At 44.1% G+C, this 23,182-nt stretch carries 18 protein-coding genes, 2 tRNA genes and 1 other RNA gene; 8 read left to right on the top strand and 13 right to left on the bottom strand.

Going from position 1 to position 23,182, the window contains the following annotated elements:
• The first annotated feature begins 39 nt into the window (after positions 1-39).
• The 3 genes from ELZ11_RS02625 to ELZ11_RS02615 all read left to right on the top strand — a co-directional run bounded on the left by ELZ11_RS02625 (position 40) and on the right by ELZ11_RS02615 (position 4,177).
• Positions 40-1,149: a protein kinase family protein gene (locus ELZ11_RS02625; RefSeq protein ID WP_137355807.1), complete on the top strand. Its 1,110-nt coding sequence runs from the start codon at positions 40-42 to the stop codon at positions 1,147-1,149.
• A 118-nt stretch (positions 1,150-1,267) separates the two neighbouring features.
• Positions 1,268-2,242, top strand: a complete 975-nt coding sequence (locus ELZ11_RS02620; protein WP_137355806.1) for a substrate-binding domain-containing protein — start codon at positions 1,268-1,270, stop codon at positions 2,240-2,242.
• Positions 2,243-2,248: 6 nt separating this feature from the next.
• Positions 2,249-4,177: a sensor histidine kinase gene (locus ELZ11_RS02615; RefSeq protein ID WP_137355805.1), complete on the top strand. Its 1,929-nt coding sequence runs from the start codon at positions 2,249-2,251 to the stop codon at positions 4,175-4,177.
• A gap of 197 nt (positions 4,178-4,374) precedes the next feature.
• Here ELZ11_RS02615 and ahpF read toward each other — a convergent pair whose 3' ends face one another.
• The 6 genes from ahpF to ELZ11_RS02585 all read right to left on the bottom strand — a co-directional run bounded on the left by ahpF (position 4,375) and on the right by ELZ11_RS02585 (position 12,385).
• Positions 4,375-5,967: an alkyl hydroperoxide reductase subunit F gene (gene ahpF / locus ELZ11_RS02610; RefSeq protein WP_137355804.1), complete on the bottom strand. Its 1,593-nt coding sequence runs from the start codon at positions 5,965-5,967 to the stop codon at positions 4,375-4,377.
• A gap of 201 nt (positions 5,968-6,168) precedes the next feature.
• Positions 6,169-6,726: an alkyl hydroperoxide reductase subunit C gene (gene ahpC / locus ELZ11_RS02605; RefSeq protein ID WP_008220943.1), complete on the bottom strand. Its 558-nt coding sequence runs from the start codon at positions 6,724-6,726 to the stop codon at positions 6,169-6,171.
• A 462-nt stretch (positions 6,727-7,188) separates the two neighbouring features.
• On the bottom strand, positions 7,189-8,736 hold the full coding sequence (locus tag ELZ11_RS02600; protein WP_137355803.1) for a methyl-accepting chemotaxis protein: 1,548 nt from the start codon (positions 8,734-8,736) through the stop codon (positions 7,189-7,191).
• Positions 8,737-9,257: 521 nt separating this feature from the next.
• Positions 9,258-9,354, bottom strand: an RNA gene (gene ffs / locus ELZ11_RS02595) — signal recognition particle sRNA small type.
• A 153-nt stretch (positions 9,355-9,507) separates the two neighbouring features.
• Positions 9,508-11,559 (bottom strand): GGDEF domain-containing protein, encoded by a 2,052-nt coding sequence (locus tag ELZ11_RS02590; protein WP_137355802.1) that lies wholly within the window; start codon positions 11,557-11,559, stop codon positions 9,508-9,510.
• 85 nt (positions 11,560-11,644) lie between these two features.
• The gene (locus ELZ11_RS02585) at positions 11,645-12,385 is read right to left on the bottom strand and encodes a VP0952 family biofilm-associated protein (protein WP_137355801.1); all 741 of its coding nucleotides are present in this window, start codon (positions 12,383-12,385) and stop codon (positions 11,645-11,647) included.
• 51 nt (positions 12,386-12,436) lie between these two features.
• Between ELZ11_RS02585 and ELZ11_RS02580 the strand changes: the two genes are divergently transcribed.
• Positions 12,437-12,739 carry an MGMT family protein gene (locus ELZ11_RS02580; RefSeq protein ID WP_137355800.1) on the top strand — a complete coding sequence of 101 codons (303 nt, stop codon included), beginning with the start codon at positions 12,437-12,439 and terminating at the stop codon, positions 12,737-12,739.
• A 48-nt stretch (positions 12,740-12,787) separates the two neighbouring features.
• Here ELZ11_RS02580 and ELZ11_RS02575 read toward each other — a convergent pair whose 3' ends face one another.
• The gene (locus ELZ11_RS02575; RefSeq protein WP_137355799.1) at positions 12,788-13,219 is read right to left on the bottom strand and encodes a YbaY family lipoprotein; all 432 of its coding nucleotides are present in this window, start codon (positions 13,217-13,219) and stop codon (positions 12,788-12,790) included.
• A 166-nt stretch (positions 13,220-13,385) separates the two neighbouring features.
• Between ELZ11_RS02575 and tesB the strand changes: the two genes are divergently transcribed.
• Positions 13,386-14,249: an acyl-CoA thioesterase II gene (tesB, locus tag ELZ11_RS02570; RefSeq protein WP_137355798.1), complete on the top strand. Its 864-nt coding sequence runs from the start codon at positions 13,386-13,388 to the stop codon at positions 14,247-14,249.
• Positions 14,250-14,363: 114 nt separating this feature from the next.
• Here tesB and ELZ11_RS02565 read toward each other — a convergent pair whose 3' ends face one another.
• From ELZ11_RS02565 to ELZ11_RS02555, 3 genes are all read right to left on the bottom strand, one after another.
• Positions 14,364-15,407 carry a YHYH protein gene (locus tag ELZ11_RS02565; RefSeq protein ID WP_137355797.1) on the bottom strand — a complete coding sequence of 348 codons (1,044 nt, stop codon included), beginning with the start codon at positions 15,405-15,407 and terminating at the stop codon, positions 14,364-14,366.
• 97 nt (positions 15,408-15,504) lie between these two features.
• Positions 15,505-16,179: a hypothetical protein gene (locus ELZ11_RS02560; protein ID WP_137355796.1), complete on the bottom strand. Its 675-nt coding sequence runs from the start codon at positions 16,177-16,179 to the stop codon at positions 15,505-15,507.
• Between the two features lie 17 nt (positions 16,180-16,196).
• Positions 16,197-16,652 carry an Lrp/AsnC family transcriptional regulator gene (locus ELZ11_RS02555; protein WP_137355795.1) on the bottom strand — a complete coding sequence of 152 codons (456 nt, stop codon included), beginning with the start codon at positions 16,650-16,652 and terminating at the stop codon, positions 16,197-16,199.
• A gap of 152 nt (positions 16,653-16,804) precedes the next feature.
• On the opposite strand from ELZ11_RS02555, the gene ELZ11_RS02550 reads away from it, so the two are divergent.
• Entirely contained in the window at positions 16,805-17,875 is a 1,071-nt protein-coding gene (locus ELZ11_RS02550) for a PLP-dependent cysteine synthase family protein (protein WP_137355794.1), read from the top strand.
• Between the two features lie 60 nt (positions 17,876-17,935).
• On the opposite strand, the gene ELZ11_RS02545 is transcribed toward ELZ11_RS02550, so the two are convergent.
• From ELZ11_RS02545 to ELZ11_RS02535, 3 genes are all read right to left on the bottom strand, one after another.
• Entirely contained in the window at positions 17,936-18,256 is a 321-nt protein-coding gene (locus ELZ11_RS02545; RefSeq protein ID WP_137355793.1) for a DUF1244 domain-containing protein, read from the bottom strand.
• A gap of 115 nt (positions 18,257-18,371) precedes the next feature.
• Positions 18,372-21,485, bottom strand: coding sequence for a vibriobactin export RND transporter permease subunit VexH (gene vexH, locus ELZ11_RS02540; RefSeq protein ID WP_137355792.1), 3,114 nt, complete (start codon positions 21,483-21,485; stop codon positions 18,372-18,374).
• Entirely contained in the window at positions 21,485-22,558 is a 1,074-nt protein-coding gene (locus ELZ11_RS02535) for an efflux RND transporter periplasmic adaptor subunit (protein ID WP_137355791.1), read from the bottom strand. Before ELZ11_RS02535 ends, vexH begins: the two co-directional genes overlap by 1 nt.
• A gap of 322 nt (positions 22,559-22,880) precedes the next feature.
• On the opposite strand from ELZ11_RS02535, the gene ELZ11_RS02530 reads away from it, so the two are divergent.
• Together ELZ11_RS02530 and ELZ11_RS02525 are read left to right on the top strand one after the other, a co-directional pair.
• Positions 22,881-22,965, top strand: a tRNA-Tyr gene (locus tag ELZ11_RS02530).
• Between the two features lie 90 nt (positions 22,966-23,055).
• Positions 23,056-23,140 (top strand) — tRNA-Tyr (locus ELZ11_RS02525).
• The last annotated feature ends 42 nt before the right edge of the window (positions 23,141-23,182 follow it).

Here is a 23,182-nt window from a genome sequence, read left to right as displayed (position 1 = left end):
ATAACATTCACAGCACTTATCATTAACCGAGTGCTCATCGTGAACCTAGAACAGCAACGTCAGTCCGCGCAACTTCAATTCCAGCAAAGCGACCAAAACATCGTATGTGGTTCCTTAGAAGCCATCCCACTCACGCTGGATGAGCTAAAAAACACCACTGCAAATTCACCTTATGTGGTCGAAACCTTTAGCTCTGGGCTTACCGCTATTGTCTATCATCTACACGTCGATGGTGTAGATTGGACACTTAAATGCCAACGCCCGCAAAGTTTGGTTAAGAATGTAGATGGAGAAACATCTTTTCTCAATGAAGTTCAGCGTAGGCGCGATCTCAATTTACACAAACAAAATAACCCAAAGCTTTTCAAACACATTGTGGATACTCAGTATGCGTCATTTCGAGATGGCATTATTCTCTCACCATGGATTGTTGGCGAACCGCTACAGCAGCTGACTAAGAATATTTTTGAGCAAGTTTTCGCCACTATTGTCAATCTGGAGCTGAGTGGATTATTCGAATGGGATTTCTGCCCGGGCAATATTCTGTTGACGCCACAGCAACAAGTCAGGCTGTTTGATTTTGGCTACATGTATCAATTCGATCCCACGCAACATTTTAATAGTAATGGCACCGATACTCCTTTGTTTCACGGGGTAGAACGCTTTGAAACTCGCTTCTTCTTCGACTATCTCCTTAAGCAGTCGCAAGTTCTAAATGTCCAACAGCAATTCGACTTGTATCGATTAGAAAAGACCTGTGCGCTGGATGCTTACTTAACGAAACTTGAGAAGCTTAAACAAATGAATGCCAATTCTGTCGTGCTAACCCACCACCAAACCATTATCCAAACATGGCAACACGCTCTTGAATCTGACGACGCCTTGCAAGACCTAATGTTAGTTGAGCAGTTTCGCTCTAACGTTCTCGATCTCCTTGATGACATCCATGGAAAATCTTGTTCTCAATACACTCTACAAAAGGCAGATTTTGTCGTCGAACGCATAGAACTGCATTACGAGTTATTGAAACAAAAACAAGGTTTCTTTTTTGGGGATGAGTCCCTCACTCAAGCCGAGTTAATCAACAAATACACTGCACTTAAGCAATCCGCATTGGATTTTCAAATCCGTTCTGATACTTCGATTTGAGCAAAGTTAGCAACAACAAAGCGACAACCGAGCATTCAGTTAGCCTCTTCTCATCACTGGCGTATGTACGGAGGCTAACCTAGTATCAAATGAATACTCATAAAATGAGGAAGATACTGTGGCTTTTAAGCGTTTGGTTATTTCTGTTTGTTCATTTGTTGTGATCTTTCTGCTCGGTTGTTCGCCAGAACCCAAGGAGCCAAGCCCAGTAGTACCTCCACCAGAGTCAAGCGAGGCCTCAGAAGATACGGTCAAAATTCTTTTGATGACCAAGTCTCAAAGTAATCCCTACTACGTAATGATGGAGCAAGGTGCTCGTAAAGCTGCAGATGAACTTGGTGTCACTCTAATCGCGAAAGGGACACCAAATGAAACTTACGTGGCACTTCAGAAAAAAATGTTACTGGGAGCAGTCGACGAAGAGTTTGACGCCATAGTTTTTGTGCCGTCGAAAACGGCTCAATTACTGCCAATTTTAAAGCAAGTGCAAGAGCAAGGTATGGTTTTGGTGAATTTAGATGATCAGATTAACTCGGAACAAGGTCAGAAAGTTGGATTAGAGCCTATACCGTTCGTTGGCATTGATAACCAAGCCGCCGCGCAAGAACTCGCGGAACGTGTACTGAACAATAACCCAGACATTGCCTCTGCCTATATTATTTTAGGCCCTCAGTCCTCTTCGGTTTCTCACGCGAGAGCCAATGGCTTTAGAGCTGCATTACAAAAACATCAACGCCAGCTCTTAGGTGAAGAAACCGCAAATTGGCAATATGTAGAAGCGTATGAACTGAGCGAAAGGTTACTGCGAGAATACCCTGATATCGACGCGTTCTTTTGCGCCAACGATGTCATGGCACTTGCGATCACGCAGCAGCTTCAAGACAAAGGCCGAACCGATGTAAAAGTCATCGGTTATGACGCGATCCCTGAAGCAAAATCCTTAGTGCAACAAGGTAAAATGGAAGCGACGCTCGATCAGCAGTCTTATCAGCAAGGTGAGATAGGCGTGCAAACCGCGGTTAAACTCCTCAATGGAGAAAGTGTTGAGGCCGAAAGTTGGGTGTCTCCTGAATTGATCCTATATCGCGATTAGCGTTCAATGAACTTATTCACTAAATGGTTTAACAGCCTGAACGGTCGGCTAGTCTTTTTCTGGCTGGTCGGCAGTTTAGTTCCTGTTGCCCTGCTTGGCGGGTCAACCGCATTCATTAGTGCATATTACGTTCAAGAACAAGCTACCCGTTTTGCCCGTGATTTGGTCCAAGAAAAAGCCCAATCCGTCATCAACTTACAAAAGCCAGTGGTCTCCGTGAGCAACCACATTGCTTCTGATTCCAATATGCTCGATGCGCTGTTTGAGAGTTCATCTCACTCCGCTATCAATGAAATTAGAATCAACGCGCTGATTGAAGATAACCTTGCCCACTATTTTAGTTTGGATGGTTTGACTGCCATTTCGCTGATCCTCAATGACGGTCGTAGTTATTCGTTAAGCATCGAGGTCGAGGTTAACAGCATTAATCCGACACTTTTTCAATCCCAAGTAGACCGCTGCCCTAATCTAGCAGGCAATCAAATCTGTTGGCCTGGTATTCAATCCAATATTAATCAAAGTTCAAGGCACACTTTAGTCATACCCGCTGTGAGAAAGATATACCGTCTAAACGAAACGTCAATGGAAGATGAACATGTCGGTTATATATACATGGCATTTTCTCCTCTTGCCTATCAAAGCATGCTAGAGCAAGAGAGCGATGACAAAATGCCTTTAATGGTGCTCGATAATACGAATCGAGTGGTATTCAGTGACGACTATACAATGGCAGGCCAATCCGTCGATCCAAGCCTTTTACCGCCAGTCGATGACTCACCTTATAGTGCAAGCATGGATGGTGAATCTTATTTTCTTGTCAGCCATAGTTCGAATATTTCGAATTGGCGTTTTATCGTTATGATCCCTGAAAAACAGATCTTCCAAGGCATGTATCAAACCTTATCTATCGCAGGTGGCCTTGTACTCCTTTCCTTGATCGTTATTTTGTTTGCTTGGATCAACATGAGACGCCGCGTTCTGCTACCCCTTCAGTCTCTGAGTATCGCAATGCAAGACAACGAGCCGAGCGTCAGTGGGTACCAAGGGAAGTTCGAGCTAAAAGAAATACGAGAGTTAATCTACTGGTACAACAAATATGTTGAAATCGTAAAACACCGAGACCAGCAAGCGGTTCAGCTGCGAGAAGCCTATGAAGATCTACAACGAACGCAAGATCAGCTTATCGAAAGCGAAAAAATGGCTGCTTTGGGTAAACTGGTTGCGGGAGTCGCCCATGAGATCAACACTCCGCTTGGAATAAGCCTGACTTCATTAACCTTTACCAAAGAGCAACTAAACGAATTGGAAAACCTGTTTACCAACAATGCGATGACACGTGCAGATTTCGAACAGTTTATAGAAACCAATAAGCAAGGCATTGAGATGTCTTTGAATAACCTAAATCGAGTTTCCAAACTCGTGAAGACATTTAAAACCGTCGCGACAGACCAGCATATTGAAGAGCCTCAAGCTTTCTCATTCAACGAATATATAGAAAACACCGTGCTTAGCTTACAACCTAAGCTCAAGCAAAAAAACGTATTGATAGAATGGCACTGTGACGATGAAATTATGCTTCACAATTACCCTGGGGTCTTATGGCAGGTGTTCTCAAACCTCGTGATGAACTCTCTCATTCATGGCTATGCAGAGGCACATTCTGGAACGATTAGCATAGTCACGACGCTCAAAGACAATGACGTCATTATCGTCTATAAAGATGATGGCTGTGGTATGGGGAATGAAGAGAAGGACAACATCTTTCTGCCATTTTATACCACCAAACGAGAGGCCGGTGGTACAGGGCTTGGCATGCACATCGTTTATAACTTAATTACCCAAAAGCTCAACGGCACCATTTCTTGTGTTAGCGAAGTCGATGTCGGTACCGAGTTTACAATTACTCTCCCGCAGCGAATCGAAAACCGCGTATAGCAACTCCCACCGTTAAAAACTAAGAGTTTAGATATACTAACCAACTCAGCTCCCTAATATTGAAATGTCCCTATGACAATACAAAAAACCACTCCCAATGACTCAGGAGTGGCGTCGAATGTCCGACAAAGTAGTTAACAGTAACGTATCAAGTTAACAAGAACACTTAGGACGATAGAGTTTAACTCTTCAAAAGGTTATGCAGTTTCAACTTCTTTAACTGGAGCTGGGTTGCGAATTAGGTGGTCAAATGCGCCTAGACTTGCTTTCGCACCTTCACCCATCGCAATGATGATCTGTTTGTAAGGTACTGTTGTTACATCGCCTGCTGCAAACACACCTTTCATTGATGTTGCGCCATGAGCGTTAATCTCAATCTCACCGCGTGGTGAAAGCTCAACCTTCGAACCTTTCAACCATTCGCTGTTCGGCATTAGACCGATTTGAACGAAGATACCCGCGAGTTCGATCTGTTTCAGCTCTTCAGTGTTACGGTCTTTGTATTCCAGACCCGTTACGCGATTTCCATCACCCAACACTTGTGTCGTTTGAGCCATTTTGATGATTTCGATGTTTGGCGTTGCGTTTGCTTTATCGATAAGTACTTGGTCAGCGCGTAGCGTGTCTGCAAATTCAAGCACGGTTACATGTTCCACAATACCTGCTAGGTCGATAGCTGCTTCGATACCTGAGTTACCGCCACCGATAACCGCTGTTTTCTTACCTTTGAACAGTGGACCGTCACAGTGTGGGCAATAAGCCACGCCTTTATTGCGGTATTCTTGCTCACCCGGAACGTTCATTTCACGCCAGCGTGCACCTGTACTTGTGATAACAGAGCGAGCTCGTAGTGTTGCGCCACTCTCTAATTCAACGTGGATGTAGCCGTCGTTCGTGTCTTCTGCAGCAATGATGTTGGCGGCACGCTGCTCAGTCATTACTTCTACGCCGTACTCTTTTACGTGCTCTTCTAGGCTAGCAACTAACTTAGGACCCGTCGTCGCTTTCACTGAGATAAAGTTCTCAATCGCCATGGTATCCATTACTTGGCCACCAAAGCGGTCAGCAACAACACCGGTGCGAATGCCTTTACGTGCTGCGTAGATAGCTGCTGAAGAACCAGCAGGACCACCACCGACAACAAGTACATCAAATGGTGCTTGTTGATTTAGGTTTGCCGCTTTCTTTTCCGCTGCGCCTGAGTCTACTTTATTTAGGATCTCAGCCAGTGACATACGGCCTTGACCGAATAGTTCACCATTAATGAACACGCTTGGTACTGCCATGATATCGCGAGACTTCACTTCCTCTTGGAATGCTGCGCCATCAATCATAGTGGTCTTAATCAGCGGGTTAATCGCTGACATCATATTGAATGCCTGAACCACTTCTGGACAGTTTTGGCACGATAGCGAGATGAAAATCTCTACATTAAGCTCTTGATCTAATTCTTTAATTTGCTCGATTATGTCAGCTTCAAGCTTGATAGGGTGACCAGCACTGTGAAGCAGTGCTAGTACCAGTGACGTGAACTCGTGACCCATCGGTAAACCGGCAAAACCAATCGCAGTGCCTTTCTCTTGGTTCACTACCTGCATGATAGGGCTGCGCGTACTTGCGCTATCATCGCGAGTTACTTCAATTTTATCGGTTAAAGACGCGATATCGTTCGCTAGGTCTTGGAGTTTGTGTGCGGTATCGCTGTCATCTAGGCTCAGCACTAACTGAACATTGGTTTTTAAGTTTTCTAGGTATGCTTTTAGCTGCTGCTTCATTGCTTGATCTAACATAATCGTGCCTGCTCTTAAATTCTGTGTCTTGGTATTGACCAATACCTTCTTGCTGAAAAAGGAAAATAAAAAGGGGGCGCAAGTCGGCAAATTGAATGTGGTGTTGCTGCTTTGAAAGGGTGGCGCGCAACTGCCCTTTAGGAGGGAGGCCGAAGCGCGCCTGTAGAACTGTTTTATTTGTTCTTGTTAGATAGGCTTAGATTAAATCTTACCTACTAGGTCTAGAGATGGTGCTAGTGTCTCTTCGCCTTCTTTCCATTTAGCTGGGCAAACTTCACCTGGGTTAGCCGCTACGTATTGTGCTGCTTTAACCTTACGTAGTAGGTCTTCAGCGTCACGACCGATACCTTCAGCAGTGATTTCCATTGCTTGGATAACGCCTTCTGGGTCGATTAGGAACGTAGCACGGTCCGCTAGGCCTTGACCTTCACGCATTACGTTGAAGTTGTTTGTGATAGTGCCTGTTTGGTCGCCTACCATGAAGTATTCGATAGTGCCGATTTTGTCAGAAGTATCGTGCCATGCTTTGTGAGAGAAGTGGGTGTCAGTTGATACTGAGTAAACTTCTACACCGCGAGATTGAAGCTCTGCGTATTTTTCTTGTAGATCAACTAGCTCAGTTGGACATACAAAAGTGAAGTCTGCTGGGTAGAAGAAGAATACAGCCCACTTGCCTTTAACGTCTTGCTCAGTGATTTCTACGAATTCGCCGTTTTTGAATGCCGTTGCGTTGAATGGTTTGATTTCTGTGTTGATCATGTTTGGACTCTCTTTCTAATTTGTAGTGTTTAACGCTATCTCGCGTCGATGGAGATATATTGCATTCGCACCGAAAATTAGTGAAATCGGACATTTCTATAGATTCAATAGGCAAAATCTATCTTAATGAAATCTTGATAATAGGAAGAGGCAATGAAAGGTCTGTAGTTTGATAGCTATGGGGTAAGGAAAGAGCGTAAAAAGATACTATGTATAAACAACACTCACAAAGTGTGAAGGCAGCATACTAGATAAAGAGGAAACCACCCTCCTATACAATTCAAAAACCATGACCCAGCGGCGATAATCTCGAAGGTTGGAAGCAAGAATATAGAAAGCCCACGACAAAGTCGCAGGCCTTATAAGAATATAACCACATCTAATAACTAGGTAATTGCGCCTAACTACCAAATTATATTATCCGCGTATAAGCCACCTGTTAAGATTTGTTTCAGCCTTTTATTAGTGTTTAAAACGGCCCACCAAATCTTGCAGCTCTCGCGCTTGTTTAGACAGGTCAAGTACGCTGACTCCTGCATTTTCGGTTACTTCGCTCGTTCGCTGTGTTTGCTCTGCGATGCTAACTATTTGTTGGTTGATGTCTTCCATTACTTGGGACTGTTCTTCAACAGCTGCTGCTATTTGCATCGTCATATCAGTCATGGTTCCCATAGACTGAGATACCCCATTTAGATCTTGCTCAGTACGTTCTACTTGCTCCACTCCACTAAGAGCTTGGTTTAGACCTTGATTTGCCAATGCAGCTGCTTGATTAGCTTTACTGGTTAGCGCCGCTATCGTTTCATGGATCTGGTGAGTCGAGGCTTGAGTCCGGCTCGCTAATGTTCGTACCTCATCTGCAACAACGGAAAAACCTCGCCCGTGTTCACCCGCTCTTGCCGATTCAATGGCCGCATTCAATGCCAACAAGTTAGTTTGATCAGCAATTTGAGCAATCAAGTCGACAGTTTGCCCAATCGCCTCACATTGCTTAGCCACCTCGTTAACCGCTCCTGTCACATCCTCCACCGTTTGATGTAACTTCATGACCATGGTTTTACCTTGGTGAGCGGTTTCGTTACCCGTTGTTACCAAGCTTTCTGCCTGCTGCGATGCTGCTGCCGTTTTAGTAACAGATTGAGATATTTCTTGAGTGGTAGAAGTCATCTCTGTTGATGCCGTAGCGACTAACTCCGTTTTCGTAGTTTGCGCATTCAGTTGGACCTGAGCTTCCGTCATTTCAGACGCAATACTATTGGCATGTTTAGCAACCTGCGCAGAAGCGTCTTCAATCCGAGTCAGAATTGTGTCTAACCGAGCGGCATCATGCATCACCCCAACGATAACATCGGCTTCAAGCCCTGATGACGCAGTCAGAGTTGCCGTAGTCACTGGGTGAAGCGACACTTTTCGTTGAGCGAAGTTAATTCTTTTAAGCGCCTGTCTATGACTCAGTGTTAATAGACCAATTTGGAGAATCAACAGGATGGTCGCGAGACTAGGTAAACCATTAAAGAACAGTATGCTCGCCACAAGAATACTGCTGATACTTAGAGTGTCATGAACACGAATATTCGGCTTACGTAGCCAAGCTCTCGAGGGAGTATTTAGTTGAGCATATTCGCTTTCTGCTCGCTTAATTTCAGCCCTAGAAGGCAGAGTTCGAACCGACTCATATCCTATAATCTGGCCATGTTCCAGCATAGGAGTCACATAAGCTTTTACCCAATAGTGATCGCCGTTTTTACAGCGATTCTTTACGATCCCTAGCCACCCTTCTCCTTGCTTGATGGTATTCCACATCAACTCAAAAGCTGCACTTGGCATATCTGGATGTCGAACAATATTGTGCCCGTGATTAATTAGCTCTTCACGCGTGTAACCCGAAATCGCAACAAACTCATCGTTCACCGATAAGATACGGCCTTTAAGGTCTGTGGTTGATATTATTTTTTGATCGGCAGTAAATGTTCGCTCGACATTGGTCGTTGAGCGCTGGCGTTTAGGCATGACTAGAACCCTTTAAATTCAGTAGGATATAAGGAAGAAGGTTATTATTATTCATCGTCACTAATGTGATCTGGTTATGTGATATTGATTCTCAATAATCCGCGTAATAATGAACGAAAGGCTTACTGTTCACCATTCTCGCTCTTTGGCTATTTATGAATACTTGAACCAACATCTAGAAATGATCGTTAATTGGTTGCTATTGGACAATCAATAATTGTCGAAATAGTTCCCCCTTTATGAGTACAACTTAACTTATTGTTTAAACAAGCTTTGGGCTAACGCATTCAACAACTGATGATTGTGCTCAATTCCCTAAATTGTCGCTTTAGGAAGTTCAAAGACCTCGTGTAGATCCAACTAGATAAAACCGAGTGTCGTGACTTTTCTAAACAGCTAAGCTTTTCTTACTAGAAAACAGGTTAAAGAGTCACAATGCATCCAAGAAAAATTATGTCTTAATATTTGGAATTTCAGATAGCAAAAAGCCGCTCATTTAGAGCGGCTTTTTTAAAGGGCGGAGACCCCAGCCACATCCCGGCACACACGTCGCCTGCTGCGGCTGCTCCCTTCCGGGCCTGACCGAGTTCACAAGTTAGTGTTGCGGGAGGACCAAGGCCTCCATAGATTCTGTTTCAATGAGGCTCGCCTCAAAGAGTGATTGGATTATCAAGCATACCTTAGGTTATTGCAAGGGCTTGAACTTAGTAATGAACATTTTTTTGTTCAAGCGTTGATTATTCAAACGATTTGCTTAGCGAACCACCATCACTACGCTATCTGACTGCATTCTTGTACTTCCATTCGCGTCATACTTGGCGTGCAATTCCCCGATTCATCAACAAAAGTACATATTCGTCCCATATCTTTTTTCGATTGATACATGGCGTAATCGGTGTTGGAAAGAACATCTCTTAGGTGTCGCTCGACTTTTCTATCCGTCGACACACCAACCGACACGGTAATCGTTAGATAGAGCTGATGCTGTTCGCTAACAAACGTAAATTGGCTCAACTGTTCCACAATATTGGCTAAAGCTTTTTCACTAACTTCACCAATCAGAACAAATTCATCGCCCCCGACTCGATAGCTTCTTCCTCTCCATAACGCAGAAATTCGAGACGCATAACGCTGTAAAACTAAATCCCCGACTTCATGGCCATAAGTATCATTGATCTGCTTAAAGTGATTCATATCCAAGGAAATAACCGTATGCCAAGGTTTGATCTTACGTCGATATTTGTGCTGCAAGCTACGTCGGTTACGCAATTTGGTCAGACTGTCCGTTCTGGATTGAGTGTTAAGGAACATCGCCACAACCACAAGAAACCCTAGAACTAACATCAAGATACTTTGAATTCGTTTGGCGAATCTTTGCTCCACTTCCAACGTTTCCCGCCAATCTGGCAGTTGAACGTACTTATTATTAATTCTTTGCGTATCAATCATTTGTAACGCACGCTCAAACAGCGGCGCTAGTATCGCTCCACGTTCATTCTTTACAATTCCTATCGCTATATCGGATTTGTGAATACTGCCTATCGCATAATCTTGGGTGATTGGCAGCAAGCCTTTCTCCTGAAATGTATTACTCAAACCAGAAGTACCAATTGGGAAGTAATCAATCTCATGGTTGAGCAAGCCCGCTATCAATTGCTGACGACTATCAAAATACACCAGCTTTTTATTGGGCAGCAGTTGGCTGAGCAATTCATCAAAGAAATCGTCTTTTACGACACCAATTCGCTCCGCGATCAATTCCGAAATGTTTTTGTAGACATTATCCTTGTAACCGACGCGTTTCACCAAAATCGACTCGGAGACAAAGTGAGGAGGTGTAAAATACGCGATCGCTTTTCTCGGCTCAGAAACCACTAATGGCGCGATAATATCGACATTTTGAACGACAAATTCATGGAACATACTCTCCCAAGTTTCATTCTCGGTACTGACGAGTTGACAATTGATCGTCAGTAATTCACAAGCTTCAAAAACCGTTTCGGCGCTTAACCCATAAGGCTTTCCGTCGGCATCGTATTGAACATAAGGGAAATTATGCTCCAACTTTACCGTCACTGGTGCATCGAGATTCAAACCACTTTCAACCACTGTCGTTCGCAGAGCATCTCTTCTTAATTCATACTGATACTCGCTCACGCTTTCACGTAATAATCGTTGAATATCTTCCGTATGAATATAATCGGTAAACTCTTTTAGCTGTCGTGCATACTTTCCTTTCGGTGCAACAATTGAGACCGGTTTTATCGCAATCGTATCGTTGAGCAGCTGGGAACTTAGCCCGGACATCAGCATCGGCTTCAATTGGTTGATCGCATCAACGACACCATCAACTTTTCGTGACTCAAGCAATGCTTTGGCTTCTTCGTGACCTTGGTAAGAAACTAGAGTGATATTAGGGTATAGCGCTTTAATCAGTCCTCCATAAATGGTGTTTTTAGGAACACCAACGGTATCCACTTGAGATAACTGAGCACCTGAATAGCTAAAAAGAAAGGTATATTCGATATTGGTAGGGTGAGAATAGTCAAAGCGTTTTTCACGGTCTTTGGTATGTGTAACATTCGCCGCAAAATCGCTTTGCCCAAGTTCAACAGAACGTAGAATCGCGTCGAAGCTGTCAAACTCTCGGTAAACAATATCTACGTTAAACTTTTTCGAAATGGAATCGAAAAGAACTCTAGTCACTATATCGTCAGCTTCGGTGGCAACGATATAGGACTCATTTTTATTACTGGCTGCAAAAACAGCGCTACAAGCAATAACACTGATTGCCAGCCAGATTAGCCTAACTATTTGACGCAAGGGTGACTCTCTTTAATTGTATTTATCGGTCAACGAACTCGGTGCTAAGCCGGCACCACCACTACTACGCATTTATTCGTATTTTTTAATTCGTGTTTTGTTCATCTTCTGCACGAATTATGTAGTCTGTCATCCATGCTGTACCAAGTAAACATAACCAGACTACAAATACAGGGCTCGGCACTTCAATGCTTGGGGTGACGACAAGTGCAGCAAACGCCACGGTTGGCAACGTCCAACACAATAATTTATTCCATCGAAAAGTCTTAAGCTTAGTCAGCGCTTCCATAGACGCCATGATCCCCGTGATACTCAAGGCGATCAAAGCCGCATAAGGCAAGTCCGCAATCCACAACGGGAGAATCAAACCCAACGACCACCAGCTATGGCGACTTGTCGGTTTTAAGTGAGTGGCTGACCACCAAATAGCGACGACAGCAACAATTTGCAAAATCGTAACCCAAGGCGTGCCTCCGAGTTTTCCTGCCGATTGCGTGACCATAATTCCAACTTGTAACGTCAATACGATCAAACTAGAAATGAGCAGCACGCTAACACTACTGCGCTTTGAAAAGACCACCATCAATAATGGGAATAACACCCAAACGCTGACAGACAGAGTGATAGGTTGCAAAGGCAGCGTGAGTCCATACACTGTCATTGCGGCAAGTAGTGCTAACCCTGCAATCCCCCCTTGCGGAAGAATCCATAATGCAGGAATAACAAGTGCAAGCACCGGGATATCCCCTTCGCTTAAACTAATAGCTCGAGCACAAACCACCGCTAAGAGAGTTGTGATCAGAAACTGAAATGTTGAAAATACCATAGCTCTCTCCTTCTACCATTCCTTGGCACTTATGAACTAGGACGTTTTAGTATGGACCAATTTCTGTCTCAAATCTTTGCTGTAATTCACCAAATTCCATATGGAAAAGTCTCAACCTATGGAGATATCGCACGTTTTTCAGGTTTTCCTGGCTATGCGCGACACGTAGGTAAAGCGTTAGGAAACTTACCTGAAGGCAGCAAATTACCCTGGTTTCGCGTTATTAACAGTAAAGGGGAGATTTCATTAAAAGGCGAAGCGTTTGACAGACAAAAGCGCCTATTAGAAAAAGAAGAAATAGTGGTAAGTGATGCAGGAAAGATTAAGCTAAAAATGTACAAATGGCAGCCATAATGCTGCCATTTGAAGATCTTCATTGATTTTAAAAGCAAGAATGAGGGTTTAGCGAACACCGACTAAGCGCAAATCGACATGTTGAGTTGCATCGCTATCAGTCACTACAGGCACAATGGTGTCTGTAGTAAAACGAAGTCTTCCATTCACTTCAATCTTTGCTCGAACATTGTAGCGATGACGCTCTTGAATCTTTCTTGAATCATAAGCCAGGTCAAAAGATAGCGGAACCTGCTGACCATTCGTTTCGAAGCGGTGTTTCGCAATCACTTTGGCAGGAGCATCAGCTAAAGACACATCTTCCAATACAATTGTCACCATCGCACCCTCAGGTAGGGCAATACGCTCACGATAACTAACGGTACCCGAAATAGACTGAGTGCTGTTTACTTGAAGCTGTGGCTCTGGGGCCGATTGACATCCAACGAGTGCAATACTGCCGATAATAGCGGACATCATTAAGATCAGTGCCTTTCTCATAAAATCTCTCTTCAATAGTAATTCAAGTCATGTGAATAATTCACGCTAAGTATAAGAGCGCTTTATTAATCTGTCTTGAAACCCTATGATTTATTGACAAATCTTTGACTAAGTTAGAAAAACGACAATTTAATCTATACTTATTTTTTCATCAGAGGGTCAGGCAATGAGTAAGCCATTACAAGAATTATTAAGTTTACTGCAACTCGAAAAGCTTGAAGAAGGCCTCTTTAGAGGGCAAAGCGAAAACCTAGGATTGCCGCAAGTGTATGGCGGACAAGTGCTCGGGCAAGCACTATCAGCTGCAAGGTATACCGTAGATGAAGACCGCAGTGTGCACTCATTCCACAGCTATTTTCTGTACCCGGGCGATCCTGAAAAAGCCATCATCTACGATGTGGAAAACTTGCGTGATGGGAAAAGCTTTAGTACCCGTCGAGTCAAGGCGATTCAAAATGGTCGTCCAATCTTCTACTTAACTGCCTCTTATCACGGCGGCTCGCCAGGTTTTGAACATCAGAATGTAATGCCAGATATCCCAGGCCCCGAAAACTTCGCTTCAGAGACCGAACTTGCTAGTCATATTGCTGAATTTCTACCCGAAAAGTTGCGAAAAACCTTTTGTGGAGAGAAGTCGATAGAAATGCGCCCAGTGACGGTGGTAAATCCTTTAAAACCGAAGAAAGCCGAGCCTAAACAGTACTTGTGGGTACGCGCAAACGGTGAAATGCCGGATAACCAACTCATCCACCAATACCTATTAGCGTACGCTTCTGATTGGGGGTTCTTAGTGACCGCTTTGCATCCACATGAAGTCTCGATCATGACGCCAAACTTCCAAGTCGCGACGATAGATCACTCTATTTGGTTCCATCGCCCGTTTCGTATGGATGAGTGGTTGCTTTACGCAATAGAAAGCCCAACCGCCAGTAACACTCGGGGGCTAGTCCGCGGGGAGATATTCAATCAAAAAGGCGAGATGGTGGCTTCTGCAGTCCAAGAAGGGGTAATGCGCTACACCAACAAATAGGCGAAATTAGCGTACCTTCAGTGGCCTTAAGGTCATTAGCATAGGTAAGAAACATTGAATAAAAAAGGCTCTGTCATGCAGAGCCTTTTTTATTGGGAGGACCGAGTAACACAACTAATGACTATGCGAGCGCGTCGCTGACAACGCGCTAAAAGAAGTATCGACCTCTCCTTTAAAGCAATTCACCACCCAAGGGAATTGATTCGTCACGTAATAGCCATATTGTCCACTAACGGTCATACCATTACATTCGTCCAAGGTTCCTAGCGCGACCGTATACTCCCAATCACCTCGGAACTGACCATCGTAGTTAGTACTCGCTACCGTACCTACGCCACTTACAGGCGTCGTATAGCCAGTAACACTTTGCCTAGCCCCCGTTTTAAGCTGATAACTAGATGTCGCTTCTTTTACCACGCCATCTGCAGGATCTAAGTAGCAACTCCCATAAACCGGAAAGCCATCAGCCGCAAAGCCAATCACTGGCGAAGCTTCATTGCCGGCACAATTTTGGATAAACAAAGCCATAGGATTGCCGTGGTAGTGGTATTCACCCGTCGGCTGAACATGAGCATTGTGTTGGTCAGTACCAAAAGTATTCAGGGAAGACATCGGGTCATAGCGCCAAGGGTTATTAATTTGATCCTCGCCACACCCTATTTTTTCCTGCCCTAATGGTTCAGAACCAACGCCATAGCAGGCCGCAGCCAAGAGATCGATTTTTACTCCATTCAGAAGTATGACTTCCGAAACACTTAAACTCAGTTCTGTATTCGAAGCCGCTTGCGAAGGGGTGGCGTCAAACTCATAGTAAGTTGTTTGTTCTGTCACATTAGTCGCAAACGAAGCACTGTTATCGTTAAAGTCATGGTTCGGAATCGCATTAGACTCGATAACGCACTTGAAACCACTCGACGTCACAGTAAGCTGCCCTGTAAACAGTAAATCACGCTGGACATCGTTTGCAGACGCCGTGAAGCTTCCAAGATACTCCTCGCAGTCACCCGACGTATTGGTCAACATTGTACCGGTAATATCAGAGCTACTGGTATCAGTACTCGTCGTGTCTTCAGAGCTGCTATTGCAGCCTACAAGGGAAAGAATAGCCACCAACATACTAAACTTGACGGTATTTGAACCAATGAGAGTCCGCTGCATTTGAATCATCCATGTTTTGTGTTTCCACTAATCATAGAAACATTTCATTCACATATCAGACGATTTACCTAGTTTTACATTCACCAGTTCAATCAACTTATTCTTGTACTTTTGATTTCAGCTCATTTCCAGCATCGCGTAAGAGGTTGATAGGCGACAGTACGACCCCTTTGACCGTTCCTTCTACCGCTCCTTGCGTCGCTTGTTGAGCTAGCACTTTACTCTTTTCAACAACCTGATCTGCTTTTGCCAAAATGACCGGTACATCTTCTCTTAAATGAGCAGATTCTTGTAATGCTGCTGGAATGACTTGAGTTCGATATGCCTTACTTTCTACGAGAGTTGGAGGGATAACATCTAAACGGTAGCGCTTCATTTCAGCAAGTGTCGGAGGAATGACACCTGTTCTGACTTTCTCAACCTCGTCTAGTAACTCAGGTAAGGTCACCGTTCTAATCCCTTCGACCTCATCAAGAAATCGCGGGATTTTTTGGTCAACAGATGCGACCGTTTGGTTCACCTGTTCTACCGTCTTACGCACTTCCTCTACTGAGTTGAGCATCTGAGGAGCGAGTTCTTCTATCGTTGCTGCAAACACCAACCACTCTTCAACTTTAAGATCGTCAGTTAACGTGGCGAAATCGGCGATAACTTGAGGATAAGTGTCGACTACCTCACCAACCTTCGACGTAAACGTGTGAATGCTATAGCCCAAATAGAAAATAGCGACAGCGAGCGTAAGTTGAATCCCTGCTGAAATTCGAGCAAACATAGATAATCCTTATCTTGTTAAATAGGAAGAGCAGTCGTGTATTTAAGTGGTTCCATGGCAAACGTTGAAGTAACGTTAGAAATACCATCAACGCTATTCACCAACCGCTTGTAAAACTCGTCGAAACATTTCATGTCTTTAACCAATACTTTCATCATGTAATCGTATTCGCCAGCCATTCGATAAAACTCCATCACTTCAGGAAACTCAGAAACCGTATCCACAAAATGGCTATACCATTCATGAGAATGGTCGCTAGTCTTAATCATTACAAAAGCAGTGAACGATAGCTCTAGCTTTTCAGGATTAAGTAATGCGACACGTTTTTCAATGATCCCTGTCTCTTCAAGCCGTTTAAGCCTTTTCCAGCAAGGCGTTGTGGTTAAGTTGACTGCTTCTGCGATGTCGTTAAGTGACACGGTGCTGTCTTGTTGCAACAAGCTGAGAATTTTTTTATCGGTTGAATCGAGCACGCTTTCACCTGAACTTACGTAGAAAATTTTTCTACAATATATGTAAAGAAGAGCAAATTTAGCAAAGTTTTTCTCAGTCGAGATAGATAAATTATAGGTATATCGACAAAACGTGCCGATTCAGCCAACCCATAAATAAAATGGAGCTAACTATGTGTACTGATCATCACTGGATAAACAACGCCATCCGCAAAATCGAAGCAGACTTCCAACGCTCAGCCGATACGCATCTCATCAAACTAGACTTACCCTCTATTAAAGGCATTGATGTTTATCTAAAAGATGAAAGTACCCATCCTACGGGCTCTTTAAAACACCGCCTTGCGCGCTCGCTGTTTTTATATGCCATTTGTAATGGCTGGATTGGTCCCGAAACAACGGTGATCGAATCTTCATCAGGCAGTACAGCGGTTTCAGAGGCCTACTTTGCTCGCTTAATTGGCTTGCCCTTCATTGCCGTAATGCCGAAATCGACTGCTCAAACCAAAATAGATCAAATTGAGTTCTATGGCGGTAAAGCGCACTTGGTCGATCGCTCGGATCAAATTTACGCCGAATCTCACCGCTTAGCGAAAGAGCTTAATGGCCACTACATGGACCAATTTACCTATGCCGAACGAGCGACCGATTGGCGTGGTAACAACAACATTGCAAATTCCATCTTTAGCCAAATGAAAATGGAAGATCATTGCGAGCCAAACTGGGTCGTAATGAGTCCGGGAACTGGCGGCACTTCCGCGACAATAGGACGCTTTATTCGCTACCAGCAATACTCAACCAAGCTGTGTGTTGTCGACCCTGAAAATTCAGTATTCCATGAGTTTTTCAATACTCGTAACCCTGATATTACTGGCGACAACGGGAGCAGAATCGAAGGCATCGGTCGCCCACGCGTAGAGCCGAGCTTTATACCCGGAGTGATCGATGAAATGCGTACCATTCCAGATGCAGCCAGCGTAGCAACCGCTCACTGGTTAGAAAGCGTGCTGGGAAGAAAAGTGGGAGCATCTACAGGTACCAATATGTATGGTGTAATACAATTAGCCAGTGAAATGAAGGCTCGTGGGGAAACGGGATCTATCGTCACTTTATTATGTGACAGTGGAGAGCGTTACCTAGACACCTACTACGATGACGCTTGGATCCAAGAGAATATTGGTGACTTACAACCGTATAAATCTAAGCTTGCCGACTTTGAAAAAACGGGAGTATTACAGGTGTAGCTAATCGAAAGCCTCAATTAAAAATGCCCTCCTAAATGAGGGCATTTTGCATTCTAACTTTTATTTGGCTTTCTGACGTGCTTCAAAAGCGGCCAATTGCTCTGGTGTCGCTTTAGGCTGATGGTTTTGTTTCCACTCATCATAAGTCATGCCGTAAACACGTTCACGTGCATCATCGATATCCAAATCTAAGCCTTGCTCTTCAGCTTCCGCTTTGTACCACTTACTAAAACAGTTACGACAGAAACCCGCTAGGATCATTAAATCAATATTTTGCACATCTTTATTGTCATCTAGATGTGTAAGCAAACGACGAAACGTTGCTGCATCCAACTTATCTTGTTCTTCTTGAGACAGGTTTTTGTATTTAAATTCAGCCACTTTACTTTCCTTATCTGATTCTTAAAGCTAACAATCATTTGTTATAGAAGCATTTATAACAAAAAAAGCCTGCCATTCGCTATCAGCAAATGCAGGCTTTTATTATTAAATGTAACTAGCCATGAGTCGTTCGACCCACAGTATCGTGGCTCAGTGCTTTATTCAGTTCCGCTTCAACATGTCCTGGCGCGCGTGTTGTCGCTGAAATCAATCGATACATCGCTGGAATTACGAACAAGGTAACCAGAGTAGCGAAGCCCATACCGAAGAAGATAACTGTACCCACCGCTACGCGGCTTTCGTAGCCAGCACCTGTCGAAGTGATGAGAGGAATCGCGCCAGCCAATGTGGTGAACGCTGTCATCATAATAGGACGTAAACGTCGTGCCGATGCATCAATGATCGCTTTCTCGAACTCGATACCTCGATCACGAAGTTGGTTGGCGAATTCTACGATGAGAATACCGTTTTTCGTCACCATACCAATCAACATGATCATACCGATCTGGCTATATACGTTAAGACCTTGGCTCATCACTACTAAGCCTAGGAAGCCACCAAATACACCCATTGGAACGGTAAACATCACGACTAATGGGTTAATGAAGCTTTCAAACTGAGCGGCCAATACCAAGTATGCCACCAACATCGCCAAAGCAAACACAATCAGAATACTGGATTGGTTCTCTTTGTAGTCTTTCGACTCACCAGAGTAGCTCACCGATATATCACCCGGAAGTTGATCAATGGCTTGTTGATCAAGGAAATCAAGTGCTTGACCTAAGGTATATCCATCAGACAAGTTCGCTGTGATCGTTACTGACTTTTGCTTGTTGTAGTGAGACAAACGAATCGATGACGCGACTTCTTCAATCTTAGTTAGCGCATCTAAAGTCACTAATTCTCCAGACTGAGTACGCATGTAGATTTGGCTTAAATCGTTAGCGTTATTAAAGCTGTTCTCATCACCGCGCAGGTAAACATCGTATTCTTCACCACGCTCAACGAATGTCGTTTCACTTTTACCGCCTAACATAATTTCAAGTGTGTCTGAAATATCCGAAACGCTCACGCCAAGTTCAGCTGCTCGTTGCTTGTCTACTGTTACAACTAGCTCAGGTGTTTTTTCAGAGTAGTTGATGTCAGCGCCTTCCATCATTGGGGACTCTTCAGCTGCTTGCTCTAAGACTTCAGCCCACTTCTTCAACTCAGGGTAATCTGAACCACCAAGTACAAACTGAACAGGTTCGCTCGAACCACCTCGGAAACCAGGCATGAATGGGAAGACACGTACATCAGGGATGCCCGCTAATGATTGACGAACTTGCCCTAACGCTTGCTGAGCAGTGACATCACGCTCATCCCAGTCTTCCAAAATCATGATCACAAAACCAGTTTGGTCTCCCGCATTACCACCAAATGCAGGTGATTGAATACTAAATGATTTTAAGAAGCCTTGACCGAGTAACGGCATCAGACGCTCTTCGACAATGTCCATGTTCGCTGACATGCGGTTATAACTGGTTGCATCAGCACCACGGACAAAAGCAAAAATAACACCACGGTCTTCCTGAGGAGTAAGCTGTGCAGGAACTTGTTGCATTAGACCATAGCTTCCGCCCATACACGCCACAATGATGATCGGCGCCGCCCAGCGCCAAGAAATCGCTCGGCGTAAAACGTTACGATAACCGCCTTCCAACTTACCAAACACTTTCTCGACAAAACGATTGAAACCATTTGGCTTAACATTCGCTTTTAAGATCTTACTGCCTAAAACAGGCGTAAGCGTAAGCGCAACTAACGAAGAGAAAATGACCGACATCGCGAGGAGCACCGAAAACTCTGTAAACAACAGGCCAACCATGCCATCCATAAAGGAAATTGGCAGGAATACCATCACCAGTACCAGAGTGGTCGCTACAACCGCAAAGCCAACTTCACGTGTACCTTTATAAGCTGCAAGCAGAGGAGATTCACCACGTTCAATGTGGTGGAAGATATTCTCTACTACCACAATCGCATCATCGACCACTAGGCCAATAGACAAGATCAACGCCATCAAGGTGATCAAGTTGATCGAAAAGCCAAAGTAGTAAGCTGCAATGAATGAAGAAATTAACGATACTGGAACCGTAACCGCCGGAATCAAAGTGGCACGAGCTTGCCCAATGAAGACATACAACACCAAAATAACTAAGCCGCCAGTAATGAATAAGGTGCTATAAACTTCTGCAATAGAACGGTCGATAAAAACAGTAGAGTCATAATCGATCGCTAATCGAGTGCCATCTGGCAAAAACTTCTGAATTTTTTCAACTTCATCATGAACTAAAGCCGCGACTTCAAGTGGATTAGCGTCTGATTGAGGTACGATCCCCATGCTGACGTTAACAATGCCATCGCTCTTAAAAGTTGAATTTTCATTCTCAGCGCCGATGTAAACATCTGCGACATCTTTTAAGTAAATTGGAGTGTTATCCGCCGCGCGTTTCACGACTAAGTATTCAAAGTCGCCCGCTTCGTTGTAAGAACGAGCCGTACGCACTGACATTACAATCGCATCGTTTCGAACTTCACCACCAGGGCTTTCTATATTTTCTTTTTGCAAAGCGTCAGTGATATCTGAAGCTGTAACTCCGCGCCCTGCCATGAGGGCTGGTTTCAGCTTCACATACATCACTTTATATAGGCCGCCGGAGATATCTACTGAACTTACACCGGTAATCAAGCTAAAACGGTCAACTAAGACGCGTTCGGTGTAATCGGTTAGCTGAGTTCTATCCATTTCAGACGAGCTCAAGTTGATGTAAACCGACGCTTCGCCGCTACCGTTATTCTTATAAACGATAGGATCGTCTGCTTCATCGGGCAATGAGCGTTGAGCACGTGCGACCGCGTCACGAACATCACTCACACCGGTGTTCAAGTCGTATCCGAGCTCAAAGGTAATCGTGATTCGCGACATACTATTACGGGTCGTCGATTCGATTTCATCAATACCACTGATACCCGAAAGCTGATCTTCCAATGCGGAAGTGATTTGGCTTTCGATGATGGTAGCGGATGCCCCTTCATAACGGGTACTGATTGAAACGACAGGGCTTTCTATGTCCGGCATTTCACGAACAGAAAGCTTATTGAACGATACAATACCGAAAACAACCAACAGCAAGCTTAATACCAGTGCTGCAACTGGCCTTTTTACCGAAACATCAGACAACCACATTAGTTAGCACCTTTTGCTTTCGGCTGCTTGTCGTTGCCTGACGCAATTTGTGTATCTAGCTCTTGAACCGTCACACCATCGCGCATATTCACGATCCCTTGCACAACAATTTTTTGCCCAATCTCAATACCTTTATCAATCACCACTTGGTTATCAATACGAGCACCTAAGAAGACTTCTGTACGTGTGGCTTTGTTATCTTCACCAACCACATAGACATATCGCTTAGTTCCCGAGTATTCCAATGCTTGTACCGGAATGATTGGCGCTTCAATCGCAGGGAATAACATATTGGCAGCGATCAGCATGCCTGGTTTCAGTTGATTACTCTCATTATCAAAATGAATGCGGACTCTAAGGTTCAGCGTCTCTTCATTAATACGAGAATCGATACCTACTACCGTACCGGTAAATTCTTTTTCACCCCATGCAGTAGTGCGCGCAGATACAGTCATACCTGTCGATAGTTTTGAAAGGTAGCGTTCCGGAATTTTCAGGTCGAGTTGCATAACAGATAAGTCATCTAGCGTGACTAACTCAGTCCCCGCACTCACCATTTTTCCGCGGCTAAAATCAATGAAGCCGACCGTGCCAGAAAACGGTGCTGCGATATGAAGATCTTTTAGGTTAGCGTTGGCTGCATCTAAACGTGCTTTAGCAATATCAACATTGGTTTTTTGTGCGTCGATTTCTGTTTGAGTAATTGCATTACGCTTAACTAAACGCTCAAACTCAGCCAATTTACGTTCTTCATCTCTTAAATAGGCTTTAGCTTCTGCAAGTGACGCTTTGGCCTTATCGTCATTTAACTGAACGATAACTTGGCCTTCTTCTACTTTCTGATTGGCTTTTACCGATATAACGTCAACTTTCCCAGCAACTTCTGACGAGATAACCACCGATTGCTCGGCCTCTAACTTACCAATAAGCGAAAGAGACTGGTTAACATGGTGAATATCGACTTGCTCTGTGACAACAGTGACTGACGTTGGTCCTTGGCGCTTAGCAAATGCCGCTGGAGTAGCCATAAGAATAGACAAACTAAGGAAGGAGATTATTGTTTTATTTTTCATGGTAAACATCTACTAGTGAAATTGGCCATATTCTACCAATTGAGAGGCATCGTAACGTCAAGAAGTGTAAATATGAGTAAATGGAATCAATAAGCTACAGCATAGTTCTTTTGTAAGAACAAAGGATTAAAAAGCTGGTTATGAACCACGCAAAATGCACACTTTCTACCATCTTTGCCCAAAAAGGCAGCATCCAACACAAAATCATAAGAAAAACGCTTTACAGGTTAAACGGGTTTGCTATGATGCGCTCCGCACTTGAGAGATGCGTTGGGAAAAACATTTCTTAAGCCTATCCATTATGAGATAGGAAAACACCCCTGGAGGGGTTCCCGAGTGGCCAAAGGGAGCAGACTGTAAATCTGCCGGCTCCGCCTTCGATGGTTCGAATCCGTCCCCCTCCACCATATTCTCTCTTACTCAAAAGAGTAATGAGAAACCTTGATTGAATCGTTGGGAAAACTTCATTCAAGCCTATTTTAGATAGGAAAAACCCTGGAGGGGTTCCCGAGTGGCCAAAGGGAGCAGACTGTAAATCTGCCGGCTCCGCCTTCGATGGTTCGAATCCGTCCCCCTCCACCATATTCTCTCTTACTCAATAGAGTAATGAGAAACCTTGAGTGA

Source organism: Vibrio profundi, assembly GCF_005281835.1.
Classification (GTDB): Bacteria; Pseudomonadota; Gammaproteobacteria; order Enterobacterales; family Vibrionaceae; genus Vibrio; species Vibrio profundi.
Note: the sequence above shows the minus strand (reverse complement) of the source record. Positions and strands in the feature narration are given on the sequence as shown.

Coding starts and splice junctions, on each gene's coding strand:
- ahpF (WP_137355804.1), bottom strand. CDS start 5,967: ATGTTAGATCAAGCAATGAAGCAGCAGCTAAAAGCATACCTAGAAAAC.
- ELZ11_RS02585 (WP_137355801.1), bottom strand. CDS start 12,385: ATGGTATTTTCAACATTTCAGTTTCTGATCACAACTCTCTTAGCGGTG.
- ELZ11_RS02565 (WP_137355797.1), bottom strand. CDS start 15,407: ATGCAGCGGACTCTCATTGGTTCAAATACCGTCAAGTTTAGTATGTTG.
- vexH (WP_137355792.1), bottom strand. CDS start 21,485: ATGTGGTTGTCTGATGTTTCGGTAAAAAGGCCAGTTGCAGCACTGGTA.
- ELZ11_RS02615 (WP_137355805.1), top strand. CDS start 2,249: ATGAACTTATTCACTAAATGGTTTAACAGCCTGAACGGTCGGCTAGTC.
- ELZ11_RS02600 (WP_137355803.1), bottom strand. CDS start 8,736: ATGCCTAAACGCCAGCGCTCAACGACCAATGTCGAGCGAACATTTACT.
- ELZ11_RS02560 (WP_137355796.1), bottom strand. CDS start 16,179: ATGTTTGCTCGAATTTCAGCAGGGATTCAACTTACGCTCGCTGTCGCT.
- tesB (WP_137355798.1), top strand. CDS start 13,386: ATGAGTAAGCCATTACAAGAATTATTAAGTTTACTGCAACTCGAAAAG.
- ELZ11_RS02535 (WP_137355791.1), bottom strand. CDS start 22,558: ATGAAAAATAAAACAATAATCTCCTTCCTTAGTTTGTCTATTCTTATG.
- ELZ11_RS02575 (WP_137355799.1), bottom strand. CDS start 13,219: ATGAGAAAGGCACTGATCTTAATGATGTCCGCTATTATCGGCAGTATT.
- ahpC (WP_008220943.1), bottom strand. CDS start 6,726: ATGATCAACACAGAAATCAAACCATTCAACGCAACGGCATTCAAAAAC.
- ELZ11_RS02580 (WP_137355800.1), top strand. CDS start 12,437: ATGGACCAATTTCTGTCTCAAATCTTTGCTGTAATTCACCAAATTCCA.
- ELZ11_RS02550 (WP_137355794.1), top strand. CDS start 16,805: ATGTGTACTGATCATCACTGGATAAACAACGCCATCCGCAAAATCGAA.